Origin of the sequence: Longicatena caecimuris (assembly GCF_004341945.1) — a bacterium.
GTDB classification, from domain to species: Bacteria; Bacillota_I; Bacilli_A; order Erysipelotrichales; family Erysipelotrichaceae; genus Longicatena; species Longicatena caecimuris.
This window is the reverse complement of sequence record NZ_SMBP01000006.1, coordinates 122,268-145,752: the sequence shown is the minus strand read 5'-3', so window position 1 is coordinate 145,752 and position 23,485 is coordinate 122,268. Positions and strand designations below refer to the sequence as shown.

Below are 23,485 nucleotides of genomic sequence, written 5' to 3'. Positions count from 1 at the left end.
ATAGAGAGACACGCTTTGAAATTAAAACGAACCGCCGTATACGGAACCGTACGTACGGTGGTGTGAGAGGGTGATTTATTTCACCCTACTCGATTGCCCAATCAGTATCCTTTCATAATAAAATAGGGATATGTATTCCTTCTTCTTCTTATATCGTTTATAATAAAAGTAAGAAAAAGTAAAGGAGGCAGCACTATGTTTTATGATGATGTAATGGAGGCTAAATCTTATATACAATTGCATATAAACAAGGCTCCTGAAGTAGGGATGATCTTAGGCAGTGGTTTAGGTCAGTTAAGTGAACAAATCGAACATCCTATCACTCTACCTTATGACAGCATTCCTCACTTTCCTATTTCACGTGTAGCAGGACATGAAGGTAATCTTATCATCGGAGAAATGCATGGCAAAAGCGTGATGGTGATGCAGGGAAGATTTCATTATTTTGAAGGCTATGATATGAAGGAAATTACCTTTCCGGTGTTTGTGATGAAAATGTTAGGGGTACATGATCTTATTATTACCAATGCTTGTGGCGGTATCAATCGCACGTTTCAGCAGGGAGATTTAATGCTGATTGATGATTTTATCAATGGCGTTTCTGTGAATCCGTTAATTGGTGTAAATGATGAACGCTTTGGTCCACGCTTTCCAGATATGTCTGAACCATATAGTTCAGATTTAAGAAATTTGGCAAAGACAATAGCTGATCGTTTAATGATACCTTATCATAGTGGTGTATATACGATGTGGCAAGGTCCTTATTATGAAACAGCGGCAGAAATACGCATGTTTGAGCGTGCCGGCAGCGATGCTATAGGCATGTCTACTGTTCCCGAAACCATAGCGGCTAATTATTTAGGTATGCGAGTTTTAGGCATTTCCTGCATAACCAATATGGCAACCGGTATCTGTAAAGAAAAACATTCCCATGAAGAAGTTTTAAAAGTTGCGGAAACGGCAAGCAGCCGTTTATGTGCATGGATTCAAAATATTTTGCAGGAAATGTGATATGAGGGGAATCTGGGAACATAATGGCATTGGTGGCATTTTATGGAGTGAAGATTATCCGGGAGCAAGTGGTAGAGGAAAGACGTTACAAGAAGCAAAGGGTAAACTGTTGCATGATATTCAGCGATATCAAAAATGGTGTGCGCTAGATAAGACCTGCCCAAAAGCTAATGAAGATATCGTCATAGTTCAGGAAAAGGACAGTACCTTACAAGTGCAGGATGCAGATAGTGATGTGCTATTTGATAGTGAACGAAACAGCCTACATATCGAAGAATATCTTATATTGAAACAGCGTTGCATACAATCAGCGCATGATTTTCTTACCTTATATCAAAGCATACCTAAGAAATTATACACTGATCTATTTCCCCGTAAGACTTTTTATGGGAAGATTCCTACAACAGCACAAGCAATGTATGAACATACCAATAATGTCACGTCTTATTATATGGGAGAAATAAAGGTATCACTGCAAAACCTGACAAACATATATGAGAATCGTTTACAGGCTTTTGCATTATTAGAGAAACAAGAGCATTTTTTAGATAATAAGATTTATATAGGAAATTATGATGAAGCATGGACACTGGCAAAGGTCATGCGTCGTTTTATCTGGCACGATACGATTCATGCAAAGGCGATGTATCGTATGGCGATGCGCAAATGGGATAGGAAGATAATCCGTAATCCTTATCAATTCTAAAAAAGGTACAGAGAGCTGATGATGAAATGATCATCAGTAACCTGTACTTTTTTCATAATGATAGTCAAGGTGAAGGCAAGAACGACATATGCTTAATAATATTCATTAAGCAGTTGCGTAAGATGGCGATGAAGCTCAAGCAGCTATTATTTATGATACCAACTATAGTATTCTTCATCCTTTTCACTTGCGATTTCTTCTATCATTTCTTCTTCATAAATATAGAAGGTCTGATTGCCATATAATGCCAGAAAGTCTTCCATTGAAAGCATAAAACGGGAATATTCATTTTGTATGCGAACACCATCTTTATGCTGGATAGCATACACCATCCCCTTTTTATCTGTCGTACAAACGATGGCATGTGCCTTTAAACAATCTTTTAATTGTTGTATTGAATTAATTTTTTCCATAGGAATACCTCACTGTCCATTATTGTATCGTAAAAATGTGAAAGAAGCCAAGTCTTTCATAAAAATAAATCAAAAACCTCATTGTTTTGGCAATGAGGTCTATTGTTTATGCAATCTTTTCAAACATTTCTTTAGGAACCGTACAAATCGGACACTTGTAGTCATCGCTTTCTTTTGTGATATCACCTTCATAGATGTAACCACAAATCGTGCAGCGATATTTTACATCCGTACTTGTTTCTTCTGCAGGTGCTTGTGTAGCTGGCTCCTTAACTAATTCAAACATTTCTTTAGGAACCGTACAAATCGGACACTTGTAGTCGTCACTTTCCTTTGTGATATCACCTTCATAGATGTAACCACAAATCGTACAGCGATATTTTACATCCGCACTTGTTTCTTCAGTAGGTGCTTGTGTAGCAGGCTCCTTAACTAATTCAAACATTTCTTTCGGAACTCCGCAGATCGGACACTTGTAGTCATCGCTTTCCTTTGTGATATCACCTTCATAGATGTAGCCACAGATCGTACAGCGATATTTCACATCAGAAGATGTAGGTGTTCCTGCTACAGTTGAATCAGCTTCAAATGCCTTTGCGTAAACAGCGGGATCTTCACCTAAATCTTTGCGTTCATGATAGGTCGTATGCAATAAAGCTTCGGCCAAAGTACTTAAAGGTGTGCCATAGAATTCTTCATAGACAGCTTTGATATGTGGATTATCATGGGAATTACGCAAGCTCATAGAAGCATCTTTATCATATAATGAAGCAATGCGTTTTTTACGGATATCCTGCATATCTTCACCGATATGCTTTGGCTGTCCGCCTCCGCCGATGCAACCACCAGGACATGTCATAACTTCCACAAAGTCATAATGTGTTTTGGTTTCTTCCATATGCGCAATAAATTTACGGGCATTATCTGTACCATGCACAACAGCAACGCGTACAGGAATATCGGCAATCGTTACACTGGCTTCACGTACACCGGCAAGCCCGCGTATCGCTTCAAGCTTCAATAAATCATCACCAGGCTGTTCATTTGTAAGAAAATAATAGGCACTTCTTACAGCAGCTTCCATAACACCACCGGTATTGCCAAAGATGACACCGGCACCACTACCTCTAGGCATGAGGCTATCATAGTCACTTTCCCCAACACTAGTTAGATCTAAATTTTCTGCACGCAGCCAATTCGCTAACTCTTTTGTGGTAACTACCTTATCATAGTCACGATACCCTTGGGTATGATGATAGTTTGCGGCATCATGAAATTCTTCTCTGGTAATTTCAAATTTCTTTGCGGTACATGGGGTAATGGCTACTATATAAATATCTTCAGGAGCGATTCCTTCTTTCTTCGCAAACCATGTTTTAATGGTCGGCGCAAACATACTGATTGGAGATTTGCTAGATGAAATATTTGGTAATAGCTGTGGATAATAGGTTTCAACGAATTTTATCCATGCCGGGCAGCAGCTGGTAAATTGCGGTAATGGTTTCTTGTTTTGAATGCGATCAATCAGTTCACTGGCTTCTTCCATAATGGTCAAATCTGCCGCAAACGTTGTATCGAATACATAATTCACACCAACACTGCGAAGAGCTGCAACCATTTGTTTCTCTACATAGCTTCCGGCTTCCATGCCAAATTCTTCACCTAAGCCAACGCGCACACTTGGCGACGTGATTGCCACCACTTTTTTCTTGCCGCTTTTAATGACATCCGCTACTTCCATCCAATCCTGACGCTCAACCAAAGCACCTGTTGGACAAACATTTACACATTGTCCACAATGAATACAAATGGCGGTATCCTCTGTTTTTAATAAATCATAATGATGACCGACAGATATTTCTTTCTTACAAACTTCTTTACATTGTCCGCAACGAATACATAAGCTCTCAATTCGTCGTATTGCCGGATTATCATTTTCAACTGGTACTCGTATATCTATACTTACATGTTTGCTCATAAACTTTCCTCCATATTTAAGAATGATTCTTAATATATTCATATCATACCTTTATTTCCAGTATCTGTCAATATACTTCTCAATGAATCTTATTTTTTCTAACATGGGCTTTTTTTTAATGCTTCAAAAACCATTGTCACACGATTTTTATGCAATTTTAAAATTTTACATAGTAAGAAAAGAATCCTAGAGAATGCGAAATGATTTAAGGTCTGCAGAAACTTTCCTTCCGTGTGTAAAATTTATTGAAACTAGATGAAAGAATGAAGAAAAAAGGGTATAATGATAAGGCAGTAATGATTTATGAGGAGAGTGATGATGTGACGGAAATAGAAAAAGCAATAGGGGTTTTTGATTCCGGACTTGGCGGCATCAGCGTATTAAGAGAATTACGCAGATGGATGCCAAAAGAACGATATCTCTACTTTGGCGATTCTGCCTTTGCGCCATATGGAGAAAAAGCGCGTACAGACATCACACAGCGCTGCATACAGATATGTGATGAATTGGTAAATAGAGGTGTAAAAGCGATTGTGATTGCTTGTAATACCGCAACGAGTGCTTGTGTAGAAGAACTGCGCAAGCGTTATCCGCACTTACCAATCGTTGGTATGGAACCAGCCTTAAAACCTGCTGTTGAAGGAAAGCAGGCTCAACAGGTCATCGTTATGGCAACACGCTTCACCTTGAAAGAGAAAAAATTTGAGTTACTGATGTCACGCTATCAGAAAGAGCATTGTATCTATAAATTACCAACTCCTAAGTTAGTAGAATTAGTTGAACAAGATAAGTTGGAAGATCATGCTCTTGTGGAAGCTACGCTAAGGGAATACTTTGCCCCTTATGATCTATCAGGTATAGATAGTATCGTATTAGGCTGTACACATTTTGTGTTCTTCCGTGAACAGATACGTCATATCGTAGGAAATCAAATAGCTCTTGTGGATGGCAATGCCGGCACCAGCCGCCATGTCTTAGAATTGCTAGAGAAGCATGGAACTTGTCAAACAGAGGATGGTCATCATGATATTACGATATTAAATTCATCCCCGGATCCTGCTTACATAGCATTGAGTAAAAAGCTGTTGAACATAGAAAGTTTTTAAGTTGAAATCAAAAGGCAAACAGTTATATAATGTCATACAGAATGGAGGAAATGAAAATGAGAGAAATTGCATGGAACAAATATGATGAGCAAAAGATGAAAGAAGTCATGGACTTCTCTGAAGGCTATAAGAAATTTATCTCGGAATGTAAAACAGAAAGAGAATGTGTTACAGAAAGTATAAAAATTGCGGAAGCACACGGGTATCGTAATCTGGAAGATGTCATTCGCAATCAGGAAACTTTAAAGCCAGGTGATAAGGTGTATGCGAATAATATGGGGAAGACCATTGCCTTATTTTTGATTGGTAAAGAACCTTTAGAAAAAGGAATGAAAATTCTTGGTGCACATATTGACAGCCCACGTCTGGATTTAAAACAGAATCCTTTATATGAAGATAAAGATCTGGCAATGCTGGAAACCCATTATTATGGTGGTATCAAAAAATATCAGTGGGTTACATTGCCACTTGCGATGCATGGTGTCATCGTTCGTAAAGATGGCAGCAGTGTGCAGGTGAACATTGGTGAAAATGAAAATGATCCGGTTGTCGGTATCAGTGATTTATTAGTTCATTTGTCAAGTGATCAGCTAGGTAAAAAAGGTAGTGTGGTTATTGAGGGTGAAGACTTAAATATCACGGTAGGCAGCATTCCTCTTAAGGATGAAGAAAAAGACGCAGTGAAGATGAATGTCTTAAAGCTGTTGAAAGAAACCTATCAGATCGAAGAAGATGACTTTGTATCTGCGGAAATCGAAGTTGTACCTGCCGGCAAGGCAAGAGATTATGGATTGGATCGCAGTATGGTAATGGGATATGGTCATGATGATCGCATCTGTGCATACACATCTTTAATGGCTTTATTAGAGATGCAAGAAATTGATCGTAGCGCTGTTTGTTTATTAGTGGATAAAGAAGAAGTTGGAAGTATCGGGGCAACCGGTATGGAATCAAAATTCTTTGAAAATATGGTGGCAGAAGTCATGAATTGTTTGGGAGATTACAGCGAATTAAAAGTACGTCGCGCATTAGCTAATTCTCGCATGCTGAGCAGTGATGTAAGTGCAGCCTTTGATCCTAACTATGCATCTGTTATGGAACCTAAAAATTCCGCATACATGGGAAAAGGTATTGTCTTTAATAAATACACCGGCTCACGTGGAAAAGGTGGCTGTAATGATGCAAATGCAGAATATATCGCAGCTTTAAGAAATATCATGGAAAAAGAAAACGTATCTTATCAGACAGCTGAGCTTGGTAAAGTTGATCAGGGCGGCGGAGGAACGATCGCCTATATTCTGGCACAATATGATATGGAAGTCATTGACTGTGGTGTCGCATTGCATAATATGCATGCACCATGGGAAATCGCCTCAAAAGCAGATATCTATGAAACAACAAGAGGATATGTAGCTTTCTTAAAACATGCATAAGGTATAAGATGGATGGTATGAAACATGTGCCATCTTTTCTTTATGCGATATAGTTGAAAAGCATATCCCAATACGCAATTACGATGATTACTGTGTAAAAGATTAGCAGAGAATGCAAAATCATAGCAGGTATATGGAAAGAAAGAGGTGAGATATTTATAATGCTAGTGAAAGATGAGGTATGAAAATATGAAATTTAAAAAAGTTATTAACTTTAGTATGGCTTTATTGATGCTTTTCAGCAGTATGCAGGTAGTTTATGGTAAAGAATCAAGTTCTTTAGATGAAGAAATCAAAGAAAAGGCTATAAAAGATAAGAAAGTTTTAAATCCTAAAACATATGAAAACATAGTGAAGCAATCGTCCGATATTGAAGAAATTAATGCAAAACTTGATAAATATGTTGTTAAAGAAGAAGTTATATATGAAAATTCAAAGAGTAGAACAAGTAATGGAAAAAAACGTATTACTAAAAAATATTTATATAGTTATGATAATAATCTTCAATCAAAAAGTAAGATTGGTTCGTTAAATACTTTAGCTAATATTGTTTTAAGTTTTGCTAGTTTGGTTCCAAGTACCATGCAATTTAAAATTTCGTTACTGGCAATAGCAACTACTATTTTAGGTATACCAAAAGGTGAGGTCACAACCACGAAATCTGTTAGTGGTAAAACAAAATATGATACTATATTAACAATTAAGACAGGTGAGATTTATGAAAATGGATGGATAGGTAAAGCACAATCTAGAGAAAAAAAGTATTCAAGCTATATATTAGCTAGTGGTTATAATAAAAAAGGTAAACATTTTCTAAAACTTGTGAGTTAGGCACAATGAAAAAACAAACAGGTAAGTATTTCTCAGATAGTAGTTTATTAGCGAGAGTTAGGTATGGAATGCAACCAACAGAAATTTGGGATGAACATACTGGAAAAACTACGTATTATAAAAAAACGGTAAAGAATTGTAAAATTAAGTGATGCTTTCTATGATGTTATATAAAAATATAGTATAATATAAACGGTGGTGAAAATTATGATAAAGGAAAAAAAGAACCTTATTATCTTTATAGGTATTCTTTTGATAGGTATATTCATGCTTTTTGTAATAATGCAAAAAAAGGAAACAGCTGTTTGTGAAAACGGTATGATAACAAATGTGAACAGTAAAGATATCCAAAAAAACTATGGTGTAGATGTAGCTTTTATCGAAGATGCAGTAGCTGACATAGCTGATTCTGTAAGCAATGGACAATTTGAAATATCCTTTACAAAAAAGGATTGTGCATCAGATGCATGGGCAGCACTTAGTGGCACATACTCTTTTTATGTCAATGAAAAACATGCTTTATTACATTTGATTGTGAATAAAGTGAATGAGCGTCATGGATATGAATTAGAACAACTGACTTCGGCAAAAACGGTACAGCTAGGAAAGATTGAGGCAAAGTTACAAACCGAAAATACGCTAGGCATTTTGCAATTTCAAAAGGATGGCTATGCATTTCAAATTATCTTACCAAAGGATATCATGCATCGCTTTATCGCAACAGTGAAATAATGCAACAGTAAAAAGGTGGGGCATGGTTATGAAAAATTATAAAATTGTTGTATGTGATGATAGCAAAGATATGCGTGATATGATATACAAGAAATTAAAAAGCCTTGATAACATAAATTTTGATGTTGTTTTAGCTGATGATAGAACGATTGATCTATCACAAGAATATGATGCGTATCTGTTGGATATCGAAATGCCACATACGGATGGCTTTGCGCTAGCTACGAAAATTCATTCATTATATAAGAATGCTTTGATATTATTTTTAACTAGCCATACGGAGTTATCAATGGTTGGTTATGAATATCAAGTATTCCGTTTTATAGGAAAAAATGATTTGGATTCTGTGTTTGAAACTTATATGAAAGATGTGAAAGAGGAGCTGGATCGTAGAAATCGTTATCTTATCGCAAAGGATGAGGAAGGCAATGAGATGGTGGTTTACTTGCGAGAAATTATTTGTATATATTCAGAAGGAAATTATTTGAATTATGCAACGTCCAAGCAGATATATCGTAATAGAGAAAAGTTGAAAAATTTTAAAGGGGATGTTTTCATACAGGCATCTAATGGGATGCTTGTGAATTTCTGTCATATAAATAAGATTGAAAAATCGCATATTTTATTAAGTAATCAAAAAAAAGTGAAATTAGGAAGAACATATAAGAAAGATTTTCTTACCAAAGTTATGCAATGTCGTATTGCGTCTATTTAAAGGAAAAAGATTTTTTGCCTTTTTTCTATAGGCTAAAATGATACAGGTGATACAATAGGTCATCTGTAATCGTAAGGGATATAACTAGGGGAGAAACGATAAAGAATGAAAAAAGTGCAAGAAATCCAAAAGGAAGACGTGCACTTTTTTATGTAATTACCTTGATTATAAACTAATACATCCAAGCACCCCAGCAATCATTTTTGCACAAAAAAAGTCGCATCTGCGACTTCATTTTTTATATGGCTGGGGTACTTGGATTCGAACCAAGGAAATGCCAGATTCAGAGTCTGGTGCCTTACCGCTTGGCTATACCCCAATTTCGGCAACACCGATATTCTAATAAAAAACCATGCATTTGTCAACAACAAATTTCATTATTTTAAGGAAACTTTCGAAAAAGTTTGGAAATGCATAAAAAATTCATTGCCAATGCCATTTCTTTATTATATTATTAGTATGCTGATTGAAAGGGTGACAATATATATATGAGTAAAATTAGAACGAGATTTGCACCAAGCCCTACCGGTTATATGCATATCGGTAACCTGAGAACTGCTTTATTTGAATATTTGATCGCAAAACATGAAGATGGTGACTTCATTCTTCGTATTGAAGATACCGACCAAGAACGTTTAGTAGAGGGTGCCGTAGATATTATTTACGATACATTAAAAGAGGTCGGTTTAACCCATGATGAAGGGCCAGATGTTGGTGGCGATTTTGGACCATACGTTCAATCTGAACGCTTGCCTATGTATAAAAAATATGCCGATGAATTGGTTGATCTTGGTGGTGCACATTATTGCTTCTGCGGTGAAGAAGAGATTGAAAAACAGCGCAAAGAAGCCGAAAGCCTTGGTATCTCTTTTAAATATGATGATCCATGTAAACACATCTCTGTTGAAGAGGCAAGAGAACGTATCGCAAATGGCGAGAAGTATGTCGTACGTCAGACCATCAAGCATAGTGGCGAAACCTATTTTGATGATGAAGTATATGGACGTATCGAAGTGGATAACAGTATCTTAGATGAAAGTGTACTGCTAAAATCTGATGGGTATCCTACATATAACTTTGCGAATATCATTGATGACCACCAAATGGGAATCACCCATGTCGTACGTGGAAACGAATACTTGTCTTCCACACCAAAATACAATCTGATTTATCAGTCTTATGGATGGGACATTCCAACATATGTACATGTTCCACCGGTTATGAAGGATGAACAGCATAAGTTGAGCAAACGTAATGGGGATGCCAGTTTCCAGGATCTAGTCAAGAAAGGCTATCTTCCACAGGCTATTTTAAACTACATCGCATTATTAGGATGGTCTCCGGAAACAGAACAGGAAATTTATACGTTAGAAGAATTAATTAAAGTATTTGACATTAAACGTATTTCTAAATCACCAGCCATCTTTGATATTGATAAACTGACTTGGATGAATGGTATGTATTTACGTGAGATGAGCGTTGAAGAATTTTATGAACTGGCAAAACCATATATTGAACAAAGCGTTCATCGCCCTGTGGATATGATGGCTGTAGCGCGCATTTTGCAGCCACGTACTGATGTTTTATCCACAATACCGGAAAGTATTGACTTTATTGATGAATTGCCGGAATATGATATTGCCATGTATGTTCATAAGAAGATGAAGACGACGTATGAAATTGCCTTAAAGGCGCTAAAAGCTGCGAAAGAGGTTTTATCAGAGCTGAACGACTGGTCAAATGAAGAAACCCTTCATGAATTACTGTTAGCATTGCCGAAACAGATGGAAATGAAAAATGGGCAGATTTTATGGCCGGTACGTACCGCTATTACGGGAAAACAGTTCACTCCGGGTGGAGCTATTGAAATTGCGCATATCTTAGGTAAAGATGAAACATTAAAGCGTATTGAAGTTGGTATCGCAAAGCTAGAAAAAGAGGTAAACTAAAACCAATACACGAACAACCTGTACAAACGGGTTGTTTTCTTTTTCTATAAGCAAAAGAGTATACGTTTTTCTACGCAATCGAATTATGATTTAAAAGAAAAGTTACTATCTTTATGGATGAGCAAGGAATATCTTAGCAGTTAGATCCCATGCTCTTTGCGTTGTTATTTTTATGGAATGTATCTATAATAGAGGCATGGGAGGTATTGTTATGGAAAAGGATTATATACAGCAGCGTTTACATGACTTTATCAATCGCCGTTTACAGGCCCAAAATACGATTAATGCAATGATGGAAATGCGCGTGCTTTCTATCAACATGAATAAAAAACAGGTGATATTACAATTCCCTGTGCAAAAATGGCAATTAAATCCTGCCGGGCATATGCATGGAGGCATGCTTTCAACCGCTATGGATATTACGATGGGATGTGCATCCTATATCTTTAGTGATGCCAGCTTTACACCAACGATTCAAATGTCTGTAAACTTTGATAAGGGGATAGCGGAGCATGAAACATTGGTGATTGAAGGCTATTGTGATCATGTGGGAAGCCGCATCGTTCAGGCTCGAGCAATTGCACACTTTTCTGACAGCGATGCGCTTGTTGCTACAGCCAATGGTTCCTATGCTGTTAACCATAGACAAAACTAAAAAGTATTGATTCTCTAACGGTGTTTCGAATGTAGTTTCATTTTGATCGATTCCTTAATTTTCATATCGATGACATGTCATCTTTATAAGAAACTATCATCATGGATTTATTCGTTTTTTTAGAATCTTTCATATACATTTAATCATAAGAATATCATATCTGAAATAAACATGGTACAATCATATTATACAATATGGGAGAATGTTATGAAAAAGGATCAATTAAAGAATTTTGTTGAGGTCGCTGATTGCGGCAGTATCAACAAGGCAGCGGAAAAACTCTATATCAGTCAGCCTAGCTTAAGTCGTTCGATTCACGCATTAGAAGAAGAAATGGGGAGAAAACTTTTTATACGCTCAAATCGTGGTATCACCCTTACACCTACTGGTAATCGCCTTTATTATTATGCACGTTCGATTTTAAATCAGTTTCGTGTATTAGAGCGTCTGAAAAAATTAGAAAATGAGCAAATCTATAGTAAACTATCAATTTCTGTAAATTCTATATTTCTACATGATGATATGATTTTGGAATTTTATAAACGCGCCTCTTCAGCTGAAACAGAGATACATTTCATTGAAACCACAGCAGAAGAAGTTCTACAAAATGTGGTACAGCTACGCTCTGAAATCGGCATTACGATTTTGAATGATTTACAACTTGGCGTGTTTTCAAAAATGGCAGAGATAAAAGAAATTGAAGTTATGGTAATGGATCGTAAGCCATTATATGTACATGTTAACGAAAAGATACCGTTACAAGATAGTCGCTTTGTCGATGCTGAAGAGTTAATTGAGTATCCTTATATACATTTACCGAAAGATTTCTTTTCAGATTTAAATCAATCACTAACCATCAACAAAACGTTGTTATCGGATTTTAAAAAAATGATTACGATGAGTAATTATCATGCTATTATCAACATGATCAATCACGCTCAAGCCTTTTTATTAGGAAATCAATGGCAAATAGATGAATTGCGACATTCTAATATTCGCAGTCTGCGTTTTAAAAATTGCGATATCATGGAAAATTTCGTTATTATAAAAAGAAAGCGAGAGATCTTATCCAGTGCAGCTGAAATCTTTCTTGATATTTTGAAAAAAGAATATGGGTTTATGTAGTTATGCGAAAAAAACATAACCAGATATGATGCTATTAGCATTATGCAACTTTCCTTTTCTGGCTTACAATAAGGATGTAAAGAAAAAGACATAAATTGTCTGCAAGAAAAACATTACTTTGAAAAGGAGAGAATTATCATGAAAAAAAGTACATTATTATCACTCGCTACCGCTGGTGCCATCGTATTAACATCAGCAGGAACTTACGCTGTTTGGGATACATTAAGTGGAACATCAACAGGTCAGATCACTGTTGCTAATTCTAGCGTTACAGTTGCCGCAACAAATATGACGTTTGTAGAAGGTACAGATACAATTGGAGAAGATAGTATAGCGTATACTGGAACAGCTAAATTTGAAGTAACAGATGCTGGTAACAATGTGGATACGATGACATTAGTACCTACAGTGAAAAATGGAGAAAATATTGTAGATGCTGCTGATGTTGATGTCACAATCAAAAAAGGTGAAGTAGCATTAACTAAAACAGATGCTAACTATACAGATACTACTTTAACAAGTGGTGATAATGAATATACGGTAGAAGTCACTGTAAAAAATAAAGCTTTAGCTGGTAATACATTAGATGTTGAAGTGACAGGTACTGCAAGTCATAGTTAAGCAAAAAGCCGTCGAACGACGGTTTTTTTAAAAGGAGGTTCTCTTTAAGATAGAATATGTTAAAGGAGAGATTGTCATGCAATTGAGAAAAAAATGGCTAAAATTGATAAGTGCTGCCCTCTTGACAGTACTTTTATCATGTCTGTTAAGTGCTGTCTTTTGGCCGGAAAAGACTTCTCAATTCATCGGTTATCGTTTTTATACGGTATTAACGGATAGCATGGAGCCGATCATTCCTACACATTCTCTAGTATTCAGTAAACGGATTGATGAAGATGAACCATTGCAGCCAGATACTATCGTTACCTTTCATGCCAATCGTTTTGGTAAAGATATTTTATTGACGCATTATTTTAAGAAGACACAGGTCAAAGATGGAATAACTTATTATCGAACACAAGGTGCGAGTGCAAAAGATTATGATAATTATGAAACAACACGTTCAGATATTATCGGAAAATATATGTTTCATATTCCTTATTTGGGAAAGATCTTCCTCTTTCTAAAAAGCCCTTTTGGTTTACTCATGTATGCAGAATTAGCAGTGATTTTTCTGATAAATCGTGTGATACGCACACGATGGGAAGAAAAGGATAAAGAAATCAAAGAAAAAGAAAAGGCATTATCAGAAGTAAAGAAACAAATGCAGAAAAGGCTATCCATCACAAAGCTTACTTCCTTTATCGATATGAATGACACGCTCCACCTGCATGGGACATTGACAAATTATTTTCCTGAAGCCGTTTCTTACATAGTTGCAAAACTGACTTTCTATGATGAGCAAAAACATGAACTCTTCCATGAAAAATGGTATCTCTGTGGTAAAGAAGGGATACTTGCTAAGGAAAGTAAAGATTTCTCTTATACGCATTTACATGCCAAAGATATAGCGCATTATCACATAGCTATTCTTTCGTATAAAAATATGGAGGATACACAGGAGTGATGAAACATCACTTCTTTTTTTAAACGCATATTTGCGTAAAGGAGTGGGCAGAATATGCAAAATGAGGTACAATAGGATAGACGATTGATGAGGAGGCAAATGCTATGACGATTATTGAAAAACTAACAGCTTTGCGTTCGCTGATGAAAGAACGCCATATGGATGCCTATATCATTCCAACATCCGATTTTCATGAGACCGAATACGTGGGAGAACATTTTAAGGCAAGAAAATATATGTCTGGTTTTAGTGGGTCTCAGGGAACTTTAATCGTATGTCAGGATAAGGCAGCGTTGTGGACGGATGGGCGCTATTTTATTCAGGCTGAAAACCAGTTACAGGGAACAACGATTGATTTAATGAAACAAGGTGAAGAAGGCGTCCCTACGATGGAAGAATATTTATATGAAAATGTTTTTGAACATGGTACGGTAGGCTTTGATGGGCGCGTAATGAACACTGCCCTTGTGGAAAAACTAGCGGATAAATTACAGGCGAAAAAAAGTACTTTTGCTTGTGAAGAAGATTTGGTAGGAATGATCTGGAAAGACAGACCGGCATTGCCCAAAAAGAAAGGGTTCTTTTTAGAAGAGTGCTACAGTGGAGAAAGTACAAAAGAAAAACTGAAACGCATTCGTGCTGTCCTAAAACAAGAAAAAGCGACACATCATATCGTAACATCTTTGGATGATATTGCTTGGATCTTGAATATGCGTGGCTGGGATATTGCTCACTTCCCGGTAATGCTAAGTTATCTGATCATTGATGAAAACAGTGCATCCTTATATATTAATGAAAGCAAGCTTGATGATCAATTACGTGATAATTTGCAAGAAAATGCTATTGTCATATGTCCATACGATGCCATTTATGAGGATGTGAAAAAAATTGCCCAAGATGCTTTTGTGCTGTTGGATAAAACGATCGTGAATTATGCTATTACTTCAGGGCTGCATAAGGAGATTACCGTAATAAATCGTCCTAATCCTAGCCAACTTATGAAGGCGATGAAGAATCCGATTGAATTGGCGAATAATCGAAAAGCACACATTAAGGATGCAATTGCCATGTGTAAATTTATGTATTGGTTAAAAACCAAGATCGGTAAAGAAATGATTACCGAAATCAGTGCCAGTGCATACCTGGAAACATTACGCAAGGAACAGGGCTGTTTCGATATCAGCTTTGATACCATATCGGCTTATAAGGAACATGCGGCAATGATGCATTATAGTGCCAATGAGGAAACAAATGCCGAATTGAAACCGGAAGGCATGTTATTGGTAGATAGTGGCGCACAGTATTTGGAAGGCACCACCGATATTACCAGAACCTTTGTGTTAGGTGCTATCAGTGATGAAATCAAGCATCATTTCACAACAGCATTGCGTTCCCATATCGCGTTATCAAAAGCACATTTCTTATATGGTTGTCGTGGCTTAAACTTGGATATTTTGGCAAGAGGACCATTATGGGATCTTGCTCTAGATTATAAATGTGGTACCGGCCATGGCGTAGGACATGTATTGAATGTTCATGAAGGTCCAAATGGTTTCCGTTGGCGCATTGTACCAGAAAGAAATGATAGCTGTGTATTAGAGGAAGGTATGACGCAGTCAAATGAACCGGGTGTTTATGTCGAAGGCTCTCATGGTATTCGTCATGAAAATGAAATGGTCGTATGCAAGGGTGAAAAGAATGAATATGGTCAATTTATGTATTTTGAAACCATTACGTTTGTGCCCTTTGATCTGGATGGTATTGATGCATCTTTATTAACACAGTATGAAAAAGCATGGTTGAATGCATATCATCAAGAAGTATATGAAAAGATTTCTCCTTATTTAAAGGAAGAAGAACAAAGCTGGCTTCGTGAAGCGACCAGAGCAATCTAAAAGAAAAGAGCTGCCCCCAAAAGGTAGCTCTTATTTTCATAATCGTCTTGAATGTTTATTTAATGAGGATTATCGGCCATCGTATCCCAAACGATATGAGGATCTTCATTAATGGCAGGAGTATCCTGATAAAGATTACTTACATCAAAATGATAATTGCTCATATCCAATGGTTGGCTGGCACCATCATATGCATTTACTACAGCATGAACTTCATTCTTGGCAAACAGATATACATCACTTTTGCCATACTCGCTAGAAAGGCTGGCGGTATATTGATTATCATATACGCCATTATCACTAGATATGGAAGAAATGGTCCATGGTTTCAAATCTTCTAATTCATTTGATACAAAGCTGGTAATTTGTGAAGTCGGCATATTGGTGATGACATAGTTTGGCGCAATATCTAACAGCTTATTAATATAAGTAATAGCGCTTGGTGAAATCAGTTTATTGATGATGGCTTTGATGATACGCTGCTGGGCGCGTTCACGGCCGGCATTGTCATAGCCTTCTGTCTTACGGTGCCGGGAATAAGCCAGTGCCTGTTTACCATTTAAATGCTGTTTACCTTTCTTCAGACAGATCAAATCTTCTTTCTTGAAACTACGATTTTCATCCTGCTCACAGAAATTAATTTCGACATCCACATCAATGCCGCCAATCGTATCTACAATCTCAATCAGTGAATTGAAACTGACACGGGCATAATAATCAATCGGGATATTGAAAAACTGTTCAATGGTTTCCACACTTGCATCCACCCCATATAAACCGGTATGTGTCAGTTTATCATTTGCATTTTGTAATGCTGTATTCGGAATAAAACCATCTCTAGGCAACGATACCATATCAATGTGATTGGCCTTGGGATTGACGATTAAGATCAGATTCGTATCTGTACGTGTCTGTTGATCTGGAGAACCCATATTATCCAGACCGCTGAGATATATCGTAAAAGGCTGTTCTGTAATATCTTTTTCTTCCTTTTGACTGCTTTCCTTTGGTTTTTCAATCGTGTCAAGAATGGTGACTTGTTTTTCAAAATCTTTCATATTAGATTTTGACATACCATAATATACATCACTCATGACAATCGCCTGTACTTCATTTAGGCTAAGATCTGATAATAAGGTTGTATAATCCAGCTCTTCCTTTACCTGCATATTGGCGATAGAAGATCGTAACTGTTTTTGTGCATAGGCAGCATTTTTCTTATCTACTCCATTTTGAAAACCGATGATTTTATTTGCCAAATCTTTGATAGAGGAAATATTGCTGTTCTTAGCGGTTAAGATATGTAATTTGGTAATAGAACTTTGGGCATTTTGATTCATGCGATTGATAGTCATGCGTGATTTATTTAAGAAATACCCGCTGCCTCCGATGATGACACATAATACAATGATGAAGGCACGTTTAACCAGGATAAACCATTTTGGCATCTTGCGTAAACTGACAAGGAATAATCCGATAAAAATAAGGAAAATTACGACTGCACCCATGAATACCCAGGTATGTGGAAGAATACCAAAGCTAAAGGCAATGGTAAAAGAAATAATACTGATGATTAAGAAGATCAATAAAAAGAAAAGATCAATTGTTCTTGTATAATAACGCTTCGGTTTCTGCGCTTTTTTTGTCTGCTTCATGTAAACACCCCATTAAATAAAGTTATCTGTTTTATTATAATATAGTCGCAAAGAAAATACTATTTTGTTTTTCTGAATATTTTGTAATATTCCCATTCCTTCCATATGGCTGCCCCTGCTGCGATCATCATTTTTTATCTTAGAAAACAAGTGCCACCTTCATCATACAAGCAGCCAGAAAGAAACCTTGTCGAAGTATGACGACTATGCAAAGTACATTGCATCTAAGCGAGTTAAAGGTTTGTAAAGATTTGCGAAGAAATTCATTTTATATTAAGGAAATCATGAGGAAAGTATAGTATAATAAGCGGGAGGTGATTTTGTGTCGTTTTTAGAACATTTAAACAAACAGCAGGTAGAGGCGGTTCATACAGTAGATCAGCATCTGCGTATCATTGCAGGAGCTGGCAGTGGAAAGACGCGTGTCGTGACGACCAGAATCGCGTATCTGATAGAAGAGATGCAGGTGTATCCTAATAAAATATTAGCGATCACTTTTACGAATAAGGCAGCTAAAGAAATGAAGGAACGTGTAGAAGGAATGCTTGGCGAGGTGGCTAAGGCTGTCCAGATCTCAACAATTCATTCCTTTTGTGTACGTCTGTTAAGAGAGGATATCTTAGAAGTAGGCTATCCACGCAATTTTACGATTTTGGATAGTGATGATCAAAAAAGCATTTTACGGGATGCTTATAAACAAATGCAGATTGATGTGAAAAGCTACAGCTATAATTCCATGTTGGGCTATATCAGTGCCAATAAAACTAATTTTGTAGATCCTGTGATGGCAAAAGCGAATGCCGGACCATGGGCAGGGGAGCAGATCAAGGCTGATGTGTATGCTTATTATGAAAAACGTCTGAAAGAGATGTATGGGTTAGACTTTGATGATTTGTTAATTTTTGCTTACCGTATCTTAAAGGATAAAGAAGAAGTACGGGCAAAATGGCAGCGTCGTTTTACGTATATCCATGTTGATGAGTTTCAGGATGTGGATAATTTACAGTATGCTATCATACGTCTGTTAGTAGGTGATCACAGCTATTTATGTGTGGTCGGTGATCCGGATCAAACCATTTATACTTGGCGTGGTGCGCAAGTGGATATCATCATGAATTTTGAACGTGATTTCCCTGACAGTAAGACGGTCATTTTGAATCAGAATTATCGTTCTACACAGCCGATATTGAACGGGGCGAATGCCTTGATTCGCAATAACCGCAATCGTATTGAGAAAGACTTATTTACGGAAGTGGAAGGGGATAATCCCATCATTCACTTTACGGCAATGGATGATGCCAATGAACCGGTTTGGGTTGCCAGCCGTATCATGGCTTTATCCCACAGCGGTGTTTGCTATCGGGATATAGCGGTATTGTATCGTTCTAACTATTTATCACGCGGACTGGAAAAAGCGTTGTTGGATTTTCGCATCCCTTATCGTATTTATGGGGGCATTCGTTTCTATGATCGTGCAGAAATCAAGGATGCGTTAAGCTATTTGCGTTTGTTGGCACCAAAACAAGAGGATGATGAAAAGGAATTGTATAAAAACCTTTCCATCAAACGAATCATCAATATGCCCAAACGCGGTATTGGCGCAAAAACGATGGAGCTGATTGAGCAGCAGGCGGAACACGATAATACCAATATGTATGAAATAATCAAACAGTATGAAATCGGCAAAGGCAAGGCAAAGGCTAATATTCAGGCATTTGTGGCGTTGATTGAAGAATGCCGTCAGCTGGTGGATGAAATCAGCATTGATCAACTGTTGGAAAAGGTATTGGAAGATAGTGGCTATCTGGAAATGCTGCGGGAAGATAAAGAAATTGAGCGATTGGAAAATATCAAGGAATTGATTAGTGATATCGCCGACTATGTGGAAAATAACCCGCAGGGATCCTTACAAGAATATTTACAGGAGATTTCTTTATATACCGATAAAGAGGCAGATAGCAGTGGTGATTTTGTACAGTTAATGACGATTCATGCGGCAAAGGGATTGGAATTTGATAATGTCTTTGTATACAGTTTGTGTGAAGGAATATTTCCAAATGACAAAAGTGTTATCGAGGGAGGTCAGGCAGCTTTGGAAGAAGAGCGCCGATTGGCCTATGTGGCCTTTACCCGCGCAAGAAAACAGCTGTTTTTATCAGACTCTTATGGGTATAGCTATGTCTTAGATAAGCTAAAGACAACCTCACGGTTTGTTAAGGAACTGCCGGAAGAATACTTAGAAGAAGTTGGCGCTAAGCCACGAAATCATTTTGCGAGTGATGTTGATACATTTACCGGAAATGCCTTTTTATCCTCTCAAGCACCGCAGTTTCATGAGGAACATCAGGATGATATGATCCAAACGTTCCCTAATGATGAAGAAACGTCGATGGGTGGGGCTAAGGCGAGTCAAAATGATAGAAAAAGTGAAATGAAACATAAGAAAAAGGGCAGAATACGTAAAGGAGATTTGGTGAATCACAGTGTCTTTGGTGATGGTGTGGTCATTAAACTGGAAGGTGAACTTGCGGCAATTGCCTTTGATAAACGATTTGGCATTCGTAAGATCAATGTGAATCATCCATCTCTAAGCAAGAAATAGGAGGCTGACATATGGACGTGCAACAGCGTATATTAGCATTACGAAAACAATTAGATACTTATGCGTATGAATATTATGTATTGGATCAGCCCAGTGTGCCGGATGCGGAATACGATCAGGCATATCAGGAGCTGTTAAAGCTAGAGGATACTTACCCGCAATATCGAGATCCCAATTCAATTACCCAAAGAGTTGGCGGTGTGGTTTTAGATGCGTTTACCAAGGTAACACACAAACAGCAGATGTTGTCCTTAAGCAATGCTTTTAATTTGGAAGACTTGCAGGCTTTTGATGAACGTGTGCGCAGTATCGTGCCAAAGGTGAGCTATGTGGTAGAATTGAAAATGGATGGACTTGCCATTTCTTTACATTATCACGATGGCCGCTTTGTACAGGCGGTGACTCGCGGCGATGGCTTTGTGGGTGAAGATGTAACCAATAATGTTCGTACGATTGCTTCCATTCCAATGCACATTGAACGCATGGGCGATGTAGAGGTGCGTGGAGAAGTCTTCATGCCAAAGAAAAGCTTTGCGGAACTCAATGCGCAACGTGAAAAGAATGGCGAAGATGTTTTTGCGAATCCCCGCAATGCGGCAGCTGGCAGTATTCGTCAATTAGATAGTAAAATTGCGGCTAGTCGAAAACTGGATGCGTTCTTATATTATTATGAGGATGCTTTAGGCGCTGGGATACAGACACATGAAGAAGCGTTAGAAACAATGGAACAGCTGCATATCAAGGTGAATCCATTACGTCGAGTATGTAACAGCATGGATGAGGTATGGAGCTTTATTCAGGAAATGAGTGAGCAGCGTAATGATCTTCCATATGAAATTGATGGTATGGTCATCAAAGTGAATGAATTGACAGCCTGGGAACAATTAGGTACGACCGTGAAAGCCCCAAGGTATGCCATTGCTTATAAATTTCCGGCTGAAGAAGTTGTTACTAAGCTGTTAGATATCGTCTTAACCGTTGGCAGGACCGGACGGATTACCCCCAATGCGGTGTTGGCACCGGTGCGTGTCGCCGGTACTAGTGTATCAGCAGCACAGCTGCACAATGAGGATATGATTAAGGAAAAAGATATCCGTATTCAGGATGATGTCGTTGTGCGCAAGGCCGGAGATATTATCCCAGAAGTTGTACGGCCATTGCTTGATCGGCGCAACGGAACACAGGCACGTTATGTGTTTCCTAAGGAATGTCCGGTATGCGGCAGTGCGTTAGTGAGATTGAGTGATGAAGCAGCGCATTATTGTATCAATCAGGATTGCCCAGCCCGCGTTGTGGAAAGTATTATCCATTTTGCCAGTCGTGATGCCATGGATATTGATACCTTAGGCGATAAAAAAGTCGAATTCTTCCATAAGGAAGGCTTATTAAATACGATTGAAGATATTTATCATTTAAAAGATCATAAAGAAACAATTTTACAGATGGAAGGCTTTAAGGAACGTTCTTATCAAAAACTTATTGATGCCATTGAAGCAAGCAAACAGAATCCTTTAGAGGATTTGGTCTATGGCTTAGGCATTCGTCAGGTTGGCAAAAAAGCAGCCAAAGTCTTGGCAAAACATTTCCTTACGATGGAGAAACTTATGGCCGCAAGTGAAGAAGAGCTGGTTGCTATCAAAGATATTGGCGATATTACAGCGCAAAGTATCGTGGCCTTCTTCCGAGAACCTAAGAATGTGGAATTGATTGATCATCTGCGTGGCTTTGGTTTACGTATGGATAGTGAGGAAGAAATCATTCAGGAAAGTATGTTCACTGGTAAGACCGTTGTCTTAACCGGAAGTTTGCAACAGATGACACGCAATGAAGCTAAGGAGCTTTTAGAATCCTTAGGTGCTAATGTGAGTGGCTCTGTATCAAAAAAGACAGATCTGGTCATTTATGGCGAAGCTGCCGGCAGTAAACTGACAAAGGCGCAAAGCTTAGGTGTTGCGACGATGGATGAAGCAACCTTTTTACAGGAGGTGAAGACATCATGAAACATAAAACAACAGGATTACTTGCCTTAGCGGCTATCCTAGTAGTAAGCGGCTGTAACAGTAGTTCCAATAAACCGAAAAAAGATACAACCAGTGAAGAGACCACAGTCATTCATGAAGGTGACTATGCGGCTTTACTGCCCTTTGAGGCAAGCAGTTCACGCATTAAACATGCCTATACGACCAATTTGAATGAAGCGATGATCATTGGGGTAGGAATGATGAACCTTTCCAAAGAACATTTTTCACCGGATGATTATGCTTATAAGGAAAGTCAGTTTTTGAGCTATGATGCCTTAGATGCGACAGGACTTGATCGTGTCGGTTTATTAGGCAGAACGAGTGAAAAGAATCCGAATGGTATGAATCCGGCAATCGGCACCGAAATTGATACCAATAACGGAAAGAAAAAAATTGGCAGTCAGGATGTCTTACTTATTGATATCTATGAGCTAGACTGGTATGATGGTAAGGATTTAGAAGGGTTATCTTTAGGTATTGTCCTCAATGATGAAATTGGTGACAGTGTCAATCCAGACATCGTAAGTGATGCGAAATTACGGGCGTATGGGGAAGAGGTCGGCCGTAAGGTTGTCAGCTACTTGCGTAAGACCCATCCGGAAATCGGCCAAAAGACACCAATCTATGTAACCTTGTTTAAGGAAAGCGGTGTGAATACGACCTTACCGGGAACCTTTATAGAAGAAGCCTATTTTGAATCCAAGACGATTGGTGAATACAGTAGGCTGAATGAAGCTTGGGCCTTATTCCCAAGCAGTGCCGCAACAAAGCTAGACAGTACCAATGCGACTTACTTTGATCGCCTGGTAAAAGAAATCAAAAATTTCTTCCCGGAAGATACTGCCGTGATTGGTACCGGACATTTCAAGGATAAGGAATTAGCATCCTTAACGATTGATATTTCCATGCATGCGAAGACATGGCCGGAAGCCAATGCGATGATGCAGAAGGTAAATTCATCGCTGTCAATTTTCTCTAGCACTAGCTTTGCGATTAAGGTGCGTTTAAAAAGCGATGATGTCTTAATTGGCGCAATGCAAAGAGAAAAAGGCAGCAGTAAGGTAACCGTTATACAATTAATGGAGTAGGAG

20 protein-coding genes and 1 tRNA gene are annotated in these 23,485 nt (G+C 37.9%); 17 read left to right on the top strand and 4 right to left on the bottom strand.

The window, feature by feature from the left end:
- The first annotated feature begins 195 nt into the window (after window positions 1-195).
- Both EDD61_RS05315 and EDD61_RS05310 read left to right on the top strand, forming a co-directional pair.
- On the top strand, window positions 196-1,011 hold the full coding sequence (locus EDD61_RS05315; RefSeq protein WP_008689760.1) for a purine-nucleoside phosphorylase: 816 nt from the start codon (window positions 196-198) through the stop codon (window positions 1,009-1,011).
- A 1-nt stretch (window position 1,012) separates the two neighbouring features.
- On the top strand, window positions 1,013-1,717 hold the full coding sequence (locus EDD61_RS05310) for a hypothetical protein (protein WP_008689759.1): 705 nt from the start codon (window positions 1,013-1,015) through the stop codon (window positions 1,715-1,717).
- Window positions 1,718-1,863: 146 nt separating this feature from the next.
- Here EDD61_RS05310 and EDD61_RS05305 read toward each other — a convergent pair whose 3' ends face one another.
- Together EDD61_RS05305 and EDD61_RS05300 are read right to left on the bottom strand one after the other, a co-directional pair.
- Window positions 1,864-2,130, bottom strand: coding sequence for a hypothetical protein (locus EDD61_RS05305; RefSeq protein WP_008689758.1), 267 nt, complete (start codon window positions 2,128-2,130; stop codon window positions 1,864-1,866).
- A gap of 106 nt (window positions 2,131-2,236) precedes the next feature.
- On the bottom strand, window positions 2,237-4,108 hold the full coding sequence (locus tag EDD61_RS05300; RefSeq protein WP_132224417.1) for a [FeFe] hydrogenase, group A: 1,872 nt from the start codon (window positions 4,106-4,108) through the stop codon (window positions 2,237-2,239).
- Window positions 4,109-4,371: 263 nt separating this feature from the next.
- On the opposite strand from EDD61_RS05300, the gene murI reads away from it, so the two are divergent.
- From murI to EDD61_RS05275, 6 genes are all read left to right on the top strand, one after another.
- Window positions 4,372-5,214 (top strand): glutamate racemase, encoded by an 843-nt coding sequence (gene murI / locus EDD61_RS05295; protein ID WP_017144569.1) that lies wholly within the window; start codon window positions 4,372-4,374, stop codon window positions 5,212-5,214.
- Between the two features lie 56 nt (window positions 5,215-5,270).
- Window positions 5,271-6,647 (top strand): aminopeptidase, encoded by a 1,377-nt coding sequence (locus EDD61_RS05290; protein WP_008689755.1) that lies wholly within the window; start codon window positions 5,271-5,273, stop codon window positions 6,645-6,647.
- Between the two features lie 189 nt (window positions 6,648-6,836).
- A complete protein-coding gene (locus tag EDD61_RS05285) occupies window positions 6,837-7,478 on the top strand; it encodes a hypothetical protein (protein WP_132224415.1) in 642 nt (213 codons plus the stop codon).
- A 5-nt stretch (window positions 7,479-7,483) separates the two neighbouring features.
- A complete protein-coding gene (locus EDD61_RS13775) occupies window positions 7,484-7,630 on the top strand; it encodes a hypothetical protein (RefSeq protein ID WP_165877193.1) in 147 nt (48 codons plus the stop codon).
- 115 nt (window positions 7,631-7,745) lie between these two features.
- Complete coding sequence (locus EDD61_RS05280) at window positions 7,746-8,210, top strand: hypothetical protein (RefSeq protein ID WP_207900979.1); 465 nt, start codon at window positions 7,746-7,748, stop codon at window positions 8,208-8,210.
- Between the two features lie 28 nt (window positions 8,211-8,238).
- Window positions 8,239-8,925, top strand: a complete 687-nt coding sequence (locus EDD61_RS05275; protein ID WP_132224411.1) for a LytR/AlgR family response regulator transcription factor — start codon at window positions 8,239-8,241, stop codon at window positions 8,923-8,925.
- A 243-nt stretch (window positions 8,926-9,168) separates the two neighbouring features.
- On the opposite strand, the gene EDD61_RS05270 is transcribed toward EDD61_RS05275, so the two are convergent.
- Window positions 9,169-9,244: transfer RNA gene (locus EDD61_RS05270), tRNA-Gln, on the bottom strand.
- Between the two features lie 169 nt (window positions 9,245-9,413).
- On the opposite strand from EDD61_RS05270, the gene gltX reads away from it, so the two are divergent.
- From gltX to EDD61_RS05240, 6 genes are all read left to right on the top strand, one after another.
- Entirely contained in the window at window positions 9,414-10,874 is a 1,461-nt protein-coding gene (gltX, locus tag EDD61_RS05265; RefSeq protein ID WP_008689747.1) for a glutamate--tRNA ligase, read from the top strand.
- 211 nt (window positions 10,875-11,085) lie between these two features.
- A complete protein-coding gene (locus EDD61_RS05260; RefSeq protein WP_132224409.1) occupies window positions 11,086-11,529 on the top strand; it encodes a PaaI family thioesterase in 444 nt (147 codons plus the stop codon).
- Window positions 11,530-11,736: 207 nt separating this feature from the next.
- The gene (locus EDD61_RS05255; RefSeq protein ID WP_132224407.1) at window positions 11,737-12,654 is read left to right on the top strand and encodes a LysR family transcriptional regulator; all 918 of its coding nucleotides are present in this window, start codon (window positions 11,737-11,739) and stop codon (window positions 12,652-12,654) included.
- Window positions 12,655-12,792: 138 nt separating this feature from the next.
- Window positions 12,793-13,275, top strand: coding sequence for a hypothetical protein (locus tag EDD61_RS05250; protein WP_132224405.1), 483 nt, complete (start codon window positions 12,793-12,795; stop codon window positions 13,273-13,275).
- Window positions 13,276-13,351: 76 nt separating this feature from the next.
- A complete protein-coding gene (locus EDD61_RS05245; protein ID WP_132224403.1) occupies window positions 13,352-14,221 on the top strand; it encodes a S24/S26 family peptidase in 870 nt (289 codons plus the stop codon).
- Between the two features lie 104 nt (window positions 14,222-14,325).
- On the top strand, window positions 14,326-16,116 hold the full coding sequence (locus EDD61_RS05240) for an aminopeptidase P family protein (RefSeq protein WP_132224401.1): 1,791 nt from the start codon (window positions 14,326-14,328) through the stop codon (window positions 16,114-16,116).
- A 59-nt stretch (window positions 16,117-16,175) separates the two neighbouring features.
- Here EDD61_RS05240 and EDD61_RS05235 read toward each other — a convergent pair whose 3' ends face one another.
- On the bottom strand, window positions 16,176-17,771 hold the full coding sequence (locus EDD61_RS05235; protein ID WP_132224399.1) for an LCP family protein: 1,596 nt from the start codon (window positions 17,769-17,771) through the stop codon (window positions 16,176-16,178).
- Window positions 17,772-18,093: 322 nt separating this feature from the next.
- Here EDD61_RS05235 and EDD61_RS05230 point away from each other — a divergent pair, with 322 nt between their 5' ends.
- Genes EDD61_RS05230 through EDD61_RS05220 form a run of 3 tightly spaced genes read left to right on the top strand, consistent with a single transcriptional unit; the run spans window position 18,094 to window position 23,482 of the window.
- Window positions 18,094-20,373, top strand: coding sequence for an ATP-dependent helicase (locus EDD61_RS05230; RefSeq protein ID WP_132224397.1), 2,280 nt, complete (start codon window positions 18,094-18,096; stop codon window positions 20,371-20,373).
- An 11-nt stretch (window positions 20,374-20,384) separates the two neighbouring features.
- Window positions 20,385-22,373 (top strand): NAD-dependent DNA ligase LigA, encoded by a 1,989-nt coding sequence (ligA, locus tag EDD61_RS05225; protein WP_132224395.1) that lies wholly within the window; start codon window positions 20,385-20,387, stop codon window positions 22,371-22,373.
- The gene (locus EDD61_RS05220; RefSeq protein WP_008689733.1) at window positions 22,370-23,482 is read left to right on the top strand and encodes a CamS family sex pheromone protein; all 1,113 of its coding nucleotides are present in this window, start codon (window positions 22,370-22,372) and stop codon (window positions 23,480-23,482) included. Before ligA ends, EDD61_RS05220 begins: the two co-directional genes overlap by 4 nt.
- Window positions 23,483-23,485: the final 3 nt, after the last annotated feature.

Excerpts from the sequence above, each read along its gene's own strand:
- EDD61_RS05315 (WP_008689760.1), top strand. The coding sequence starts at position 196 with ATGTTTTATGATGATGTAATGGAGGCTAAATCTTATATACAATTGCAT.
- EDD61_RS05310 (WP_008689759.1), top strand. The coding sequence starts at position 1,013 with ATGAGGGGAATCTGGGAACATAATGGCATTGGTGGCATTTTATGGAGT.
- EDD61_RS05305 (WP_008689758.1), bottom strand. The coding sequence starts at position 2,130 with ATGGAAAAAATTAATTCAATACAACAATTAAAAGATTGTTTAAAGGCA.
- EDD61_RS05300 (WP_132224417.1), bottom strand. The coding sequence starts at position 4,108 with ATGAGCAAACATGTAAGTATAGATATACGAGTACCAGTTGAAAATGAT.
- murI (WP_017144569.1), top strand. The coding sequence starts at position 4,372 with ATGAAGAAAAAAGGGTATAATGATAAGGCAGTAATGATTTATGAGGAG.
- EDD61_RS05290 (WP_008689755.1), top strand. The coding sequence starts at position 5,271 with ATGAGAGAAATTGCATGGAACAAATATGATGAGCAAAAGATGAAAGAA.
- EDD61_RS05285 (WP_132224415.1), top strand. The coding sequence starts at position 6,837 with ATGAAATTTAAAAAAGTTATTAACTTTAGTATGGCTTTATTGATGCTT.
- EDD61_RS13775 (WP_165877193.1), top strand. The coding sequence starts at position 7,484 with ATGAAAAAACAAACAGGTAAGTATTTCTCAGATAGTAGTTTATTAGCG.
- EDD61_RS05280 (WP_207900979.1), top strand. The coding sequence starts at position 7,746 with ATGCTTTTTGTAATAATGCAAAAAAAGGAAACAGCTGTTTGTGAAAAC.
- EDD61_RS05275 (WP_132224411.1), top strand. The coding sequence starts at position 8,239 with ATGAAAAATTATAAAATTGTTGTATGTGATGATAGCAAAGATATGCGT.
- gltX (WP_008689747.1), top strand. The coding sequence starts at position 9,414 with ATGAGTAAAATTAGAACGAGATTTGCACCAAGCCCTACCGGTTATATG.
- EDD61_RS05260 (WP_132224409.1), top strand. The coding sequence starts at position 11,086 with ATGGAAAAGGATTATATACAGCAGCGTTTACATGACTTTATCAATCGC.
- EDD61_RS05255 (WP_132224407.1), top strand. The coding sequence starts at position 11,737 with ATGAAAAAGGATCAATTAAAGAATTTTGTTGAGGTCGCTGATTGCGGC.
- EDD61_RS05250 (WP_132224405.1), top strand. The coding sequence starts at position 12,793 with ATGAAAAAAAGTACATTATTATCACTCGCTACCGCTGGTGCCATCGTA.
- EDD61_RS05245 (WP_132224403.1), top strand. The coding sequence starts at position 13,352 with ATGCAATTGAGAAAAAAATGGCTAAAATTGATAAGTGCTGCCCTCTTG.
- EDD61_RS05240 (WP_132224401.1), top strand. The coding sequence starts at position 14,326 with ATGACGATTATTGAAAAACTAACAGCTTTGCGTTCGCTGATGAAAGAA.
- EDD61_RS05235 (WP_132224399.1), bottom strand. The coding sequence starts at position 17,771 with ATGAAGCAGACAAAAAAAGCGCAGAAACCGAAGCGTTATTATACAAGA.
- ligA (WP_132224395.1), top strand. The coding sequence starts at position 20,385 with ATGGACGTGCAACAGCGTATATTAGCATTACGAAAACAATTAGATACT.
- EDD61_RS05220 (WP_008689733.1), top strand. The coding sequence starts at position 22,370 with ATGAAACATAAAACAACAGGATTACTTGCCTTAGCGGCTATCCTAGTA.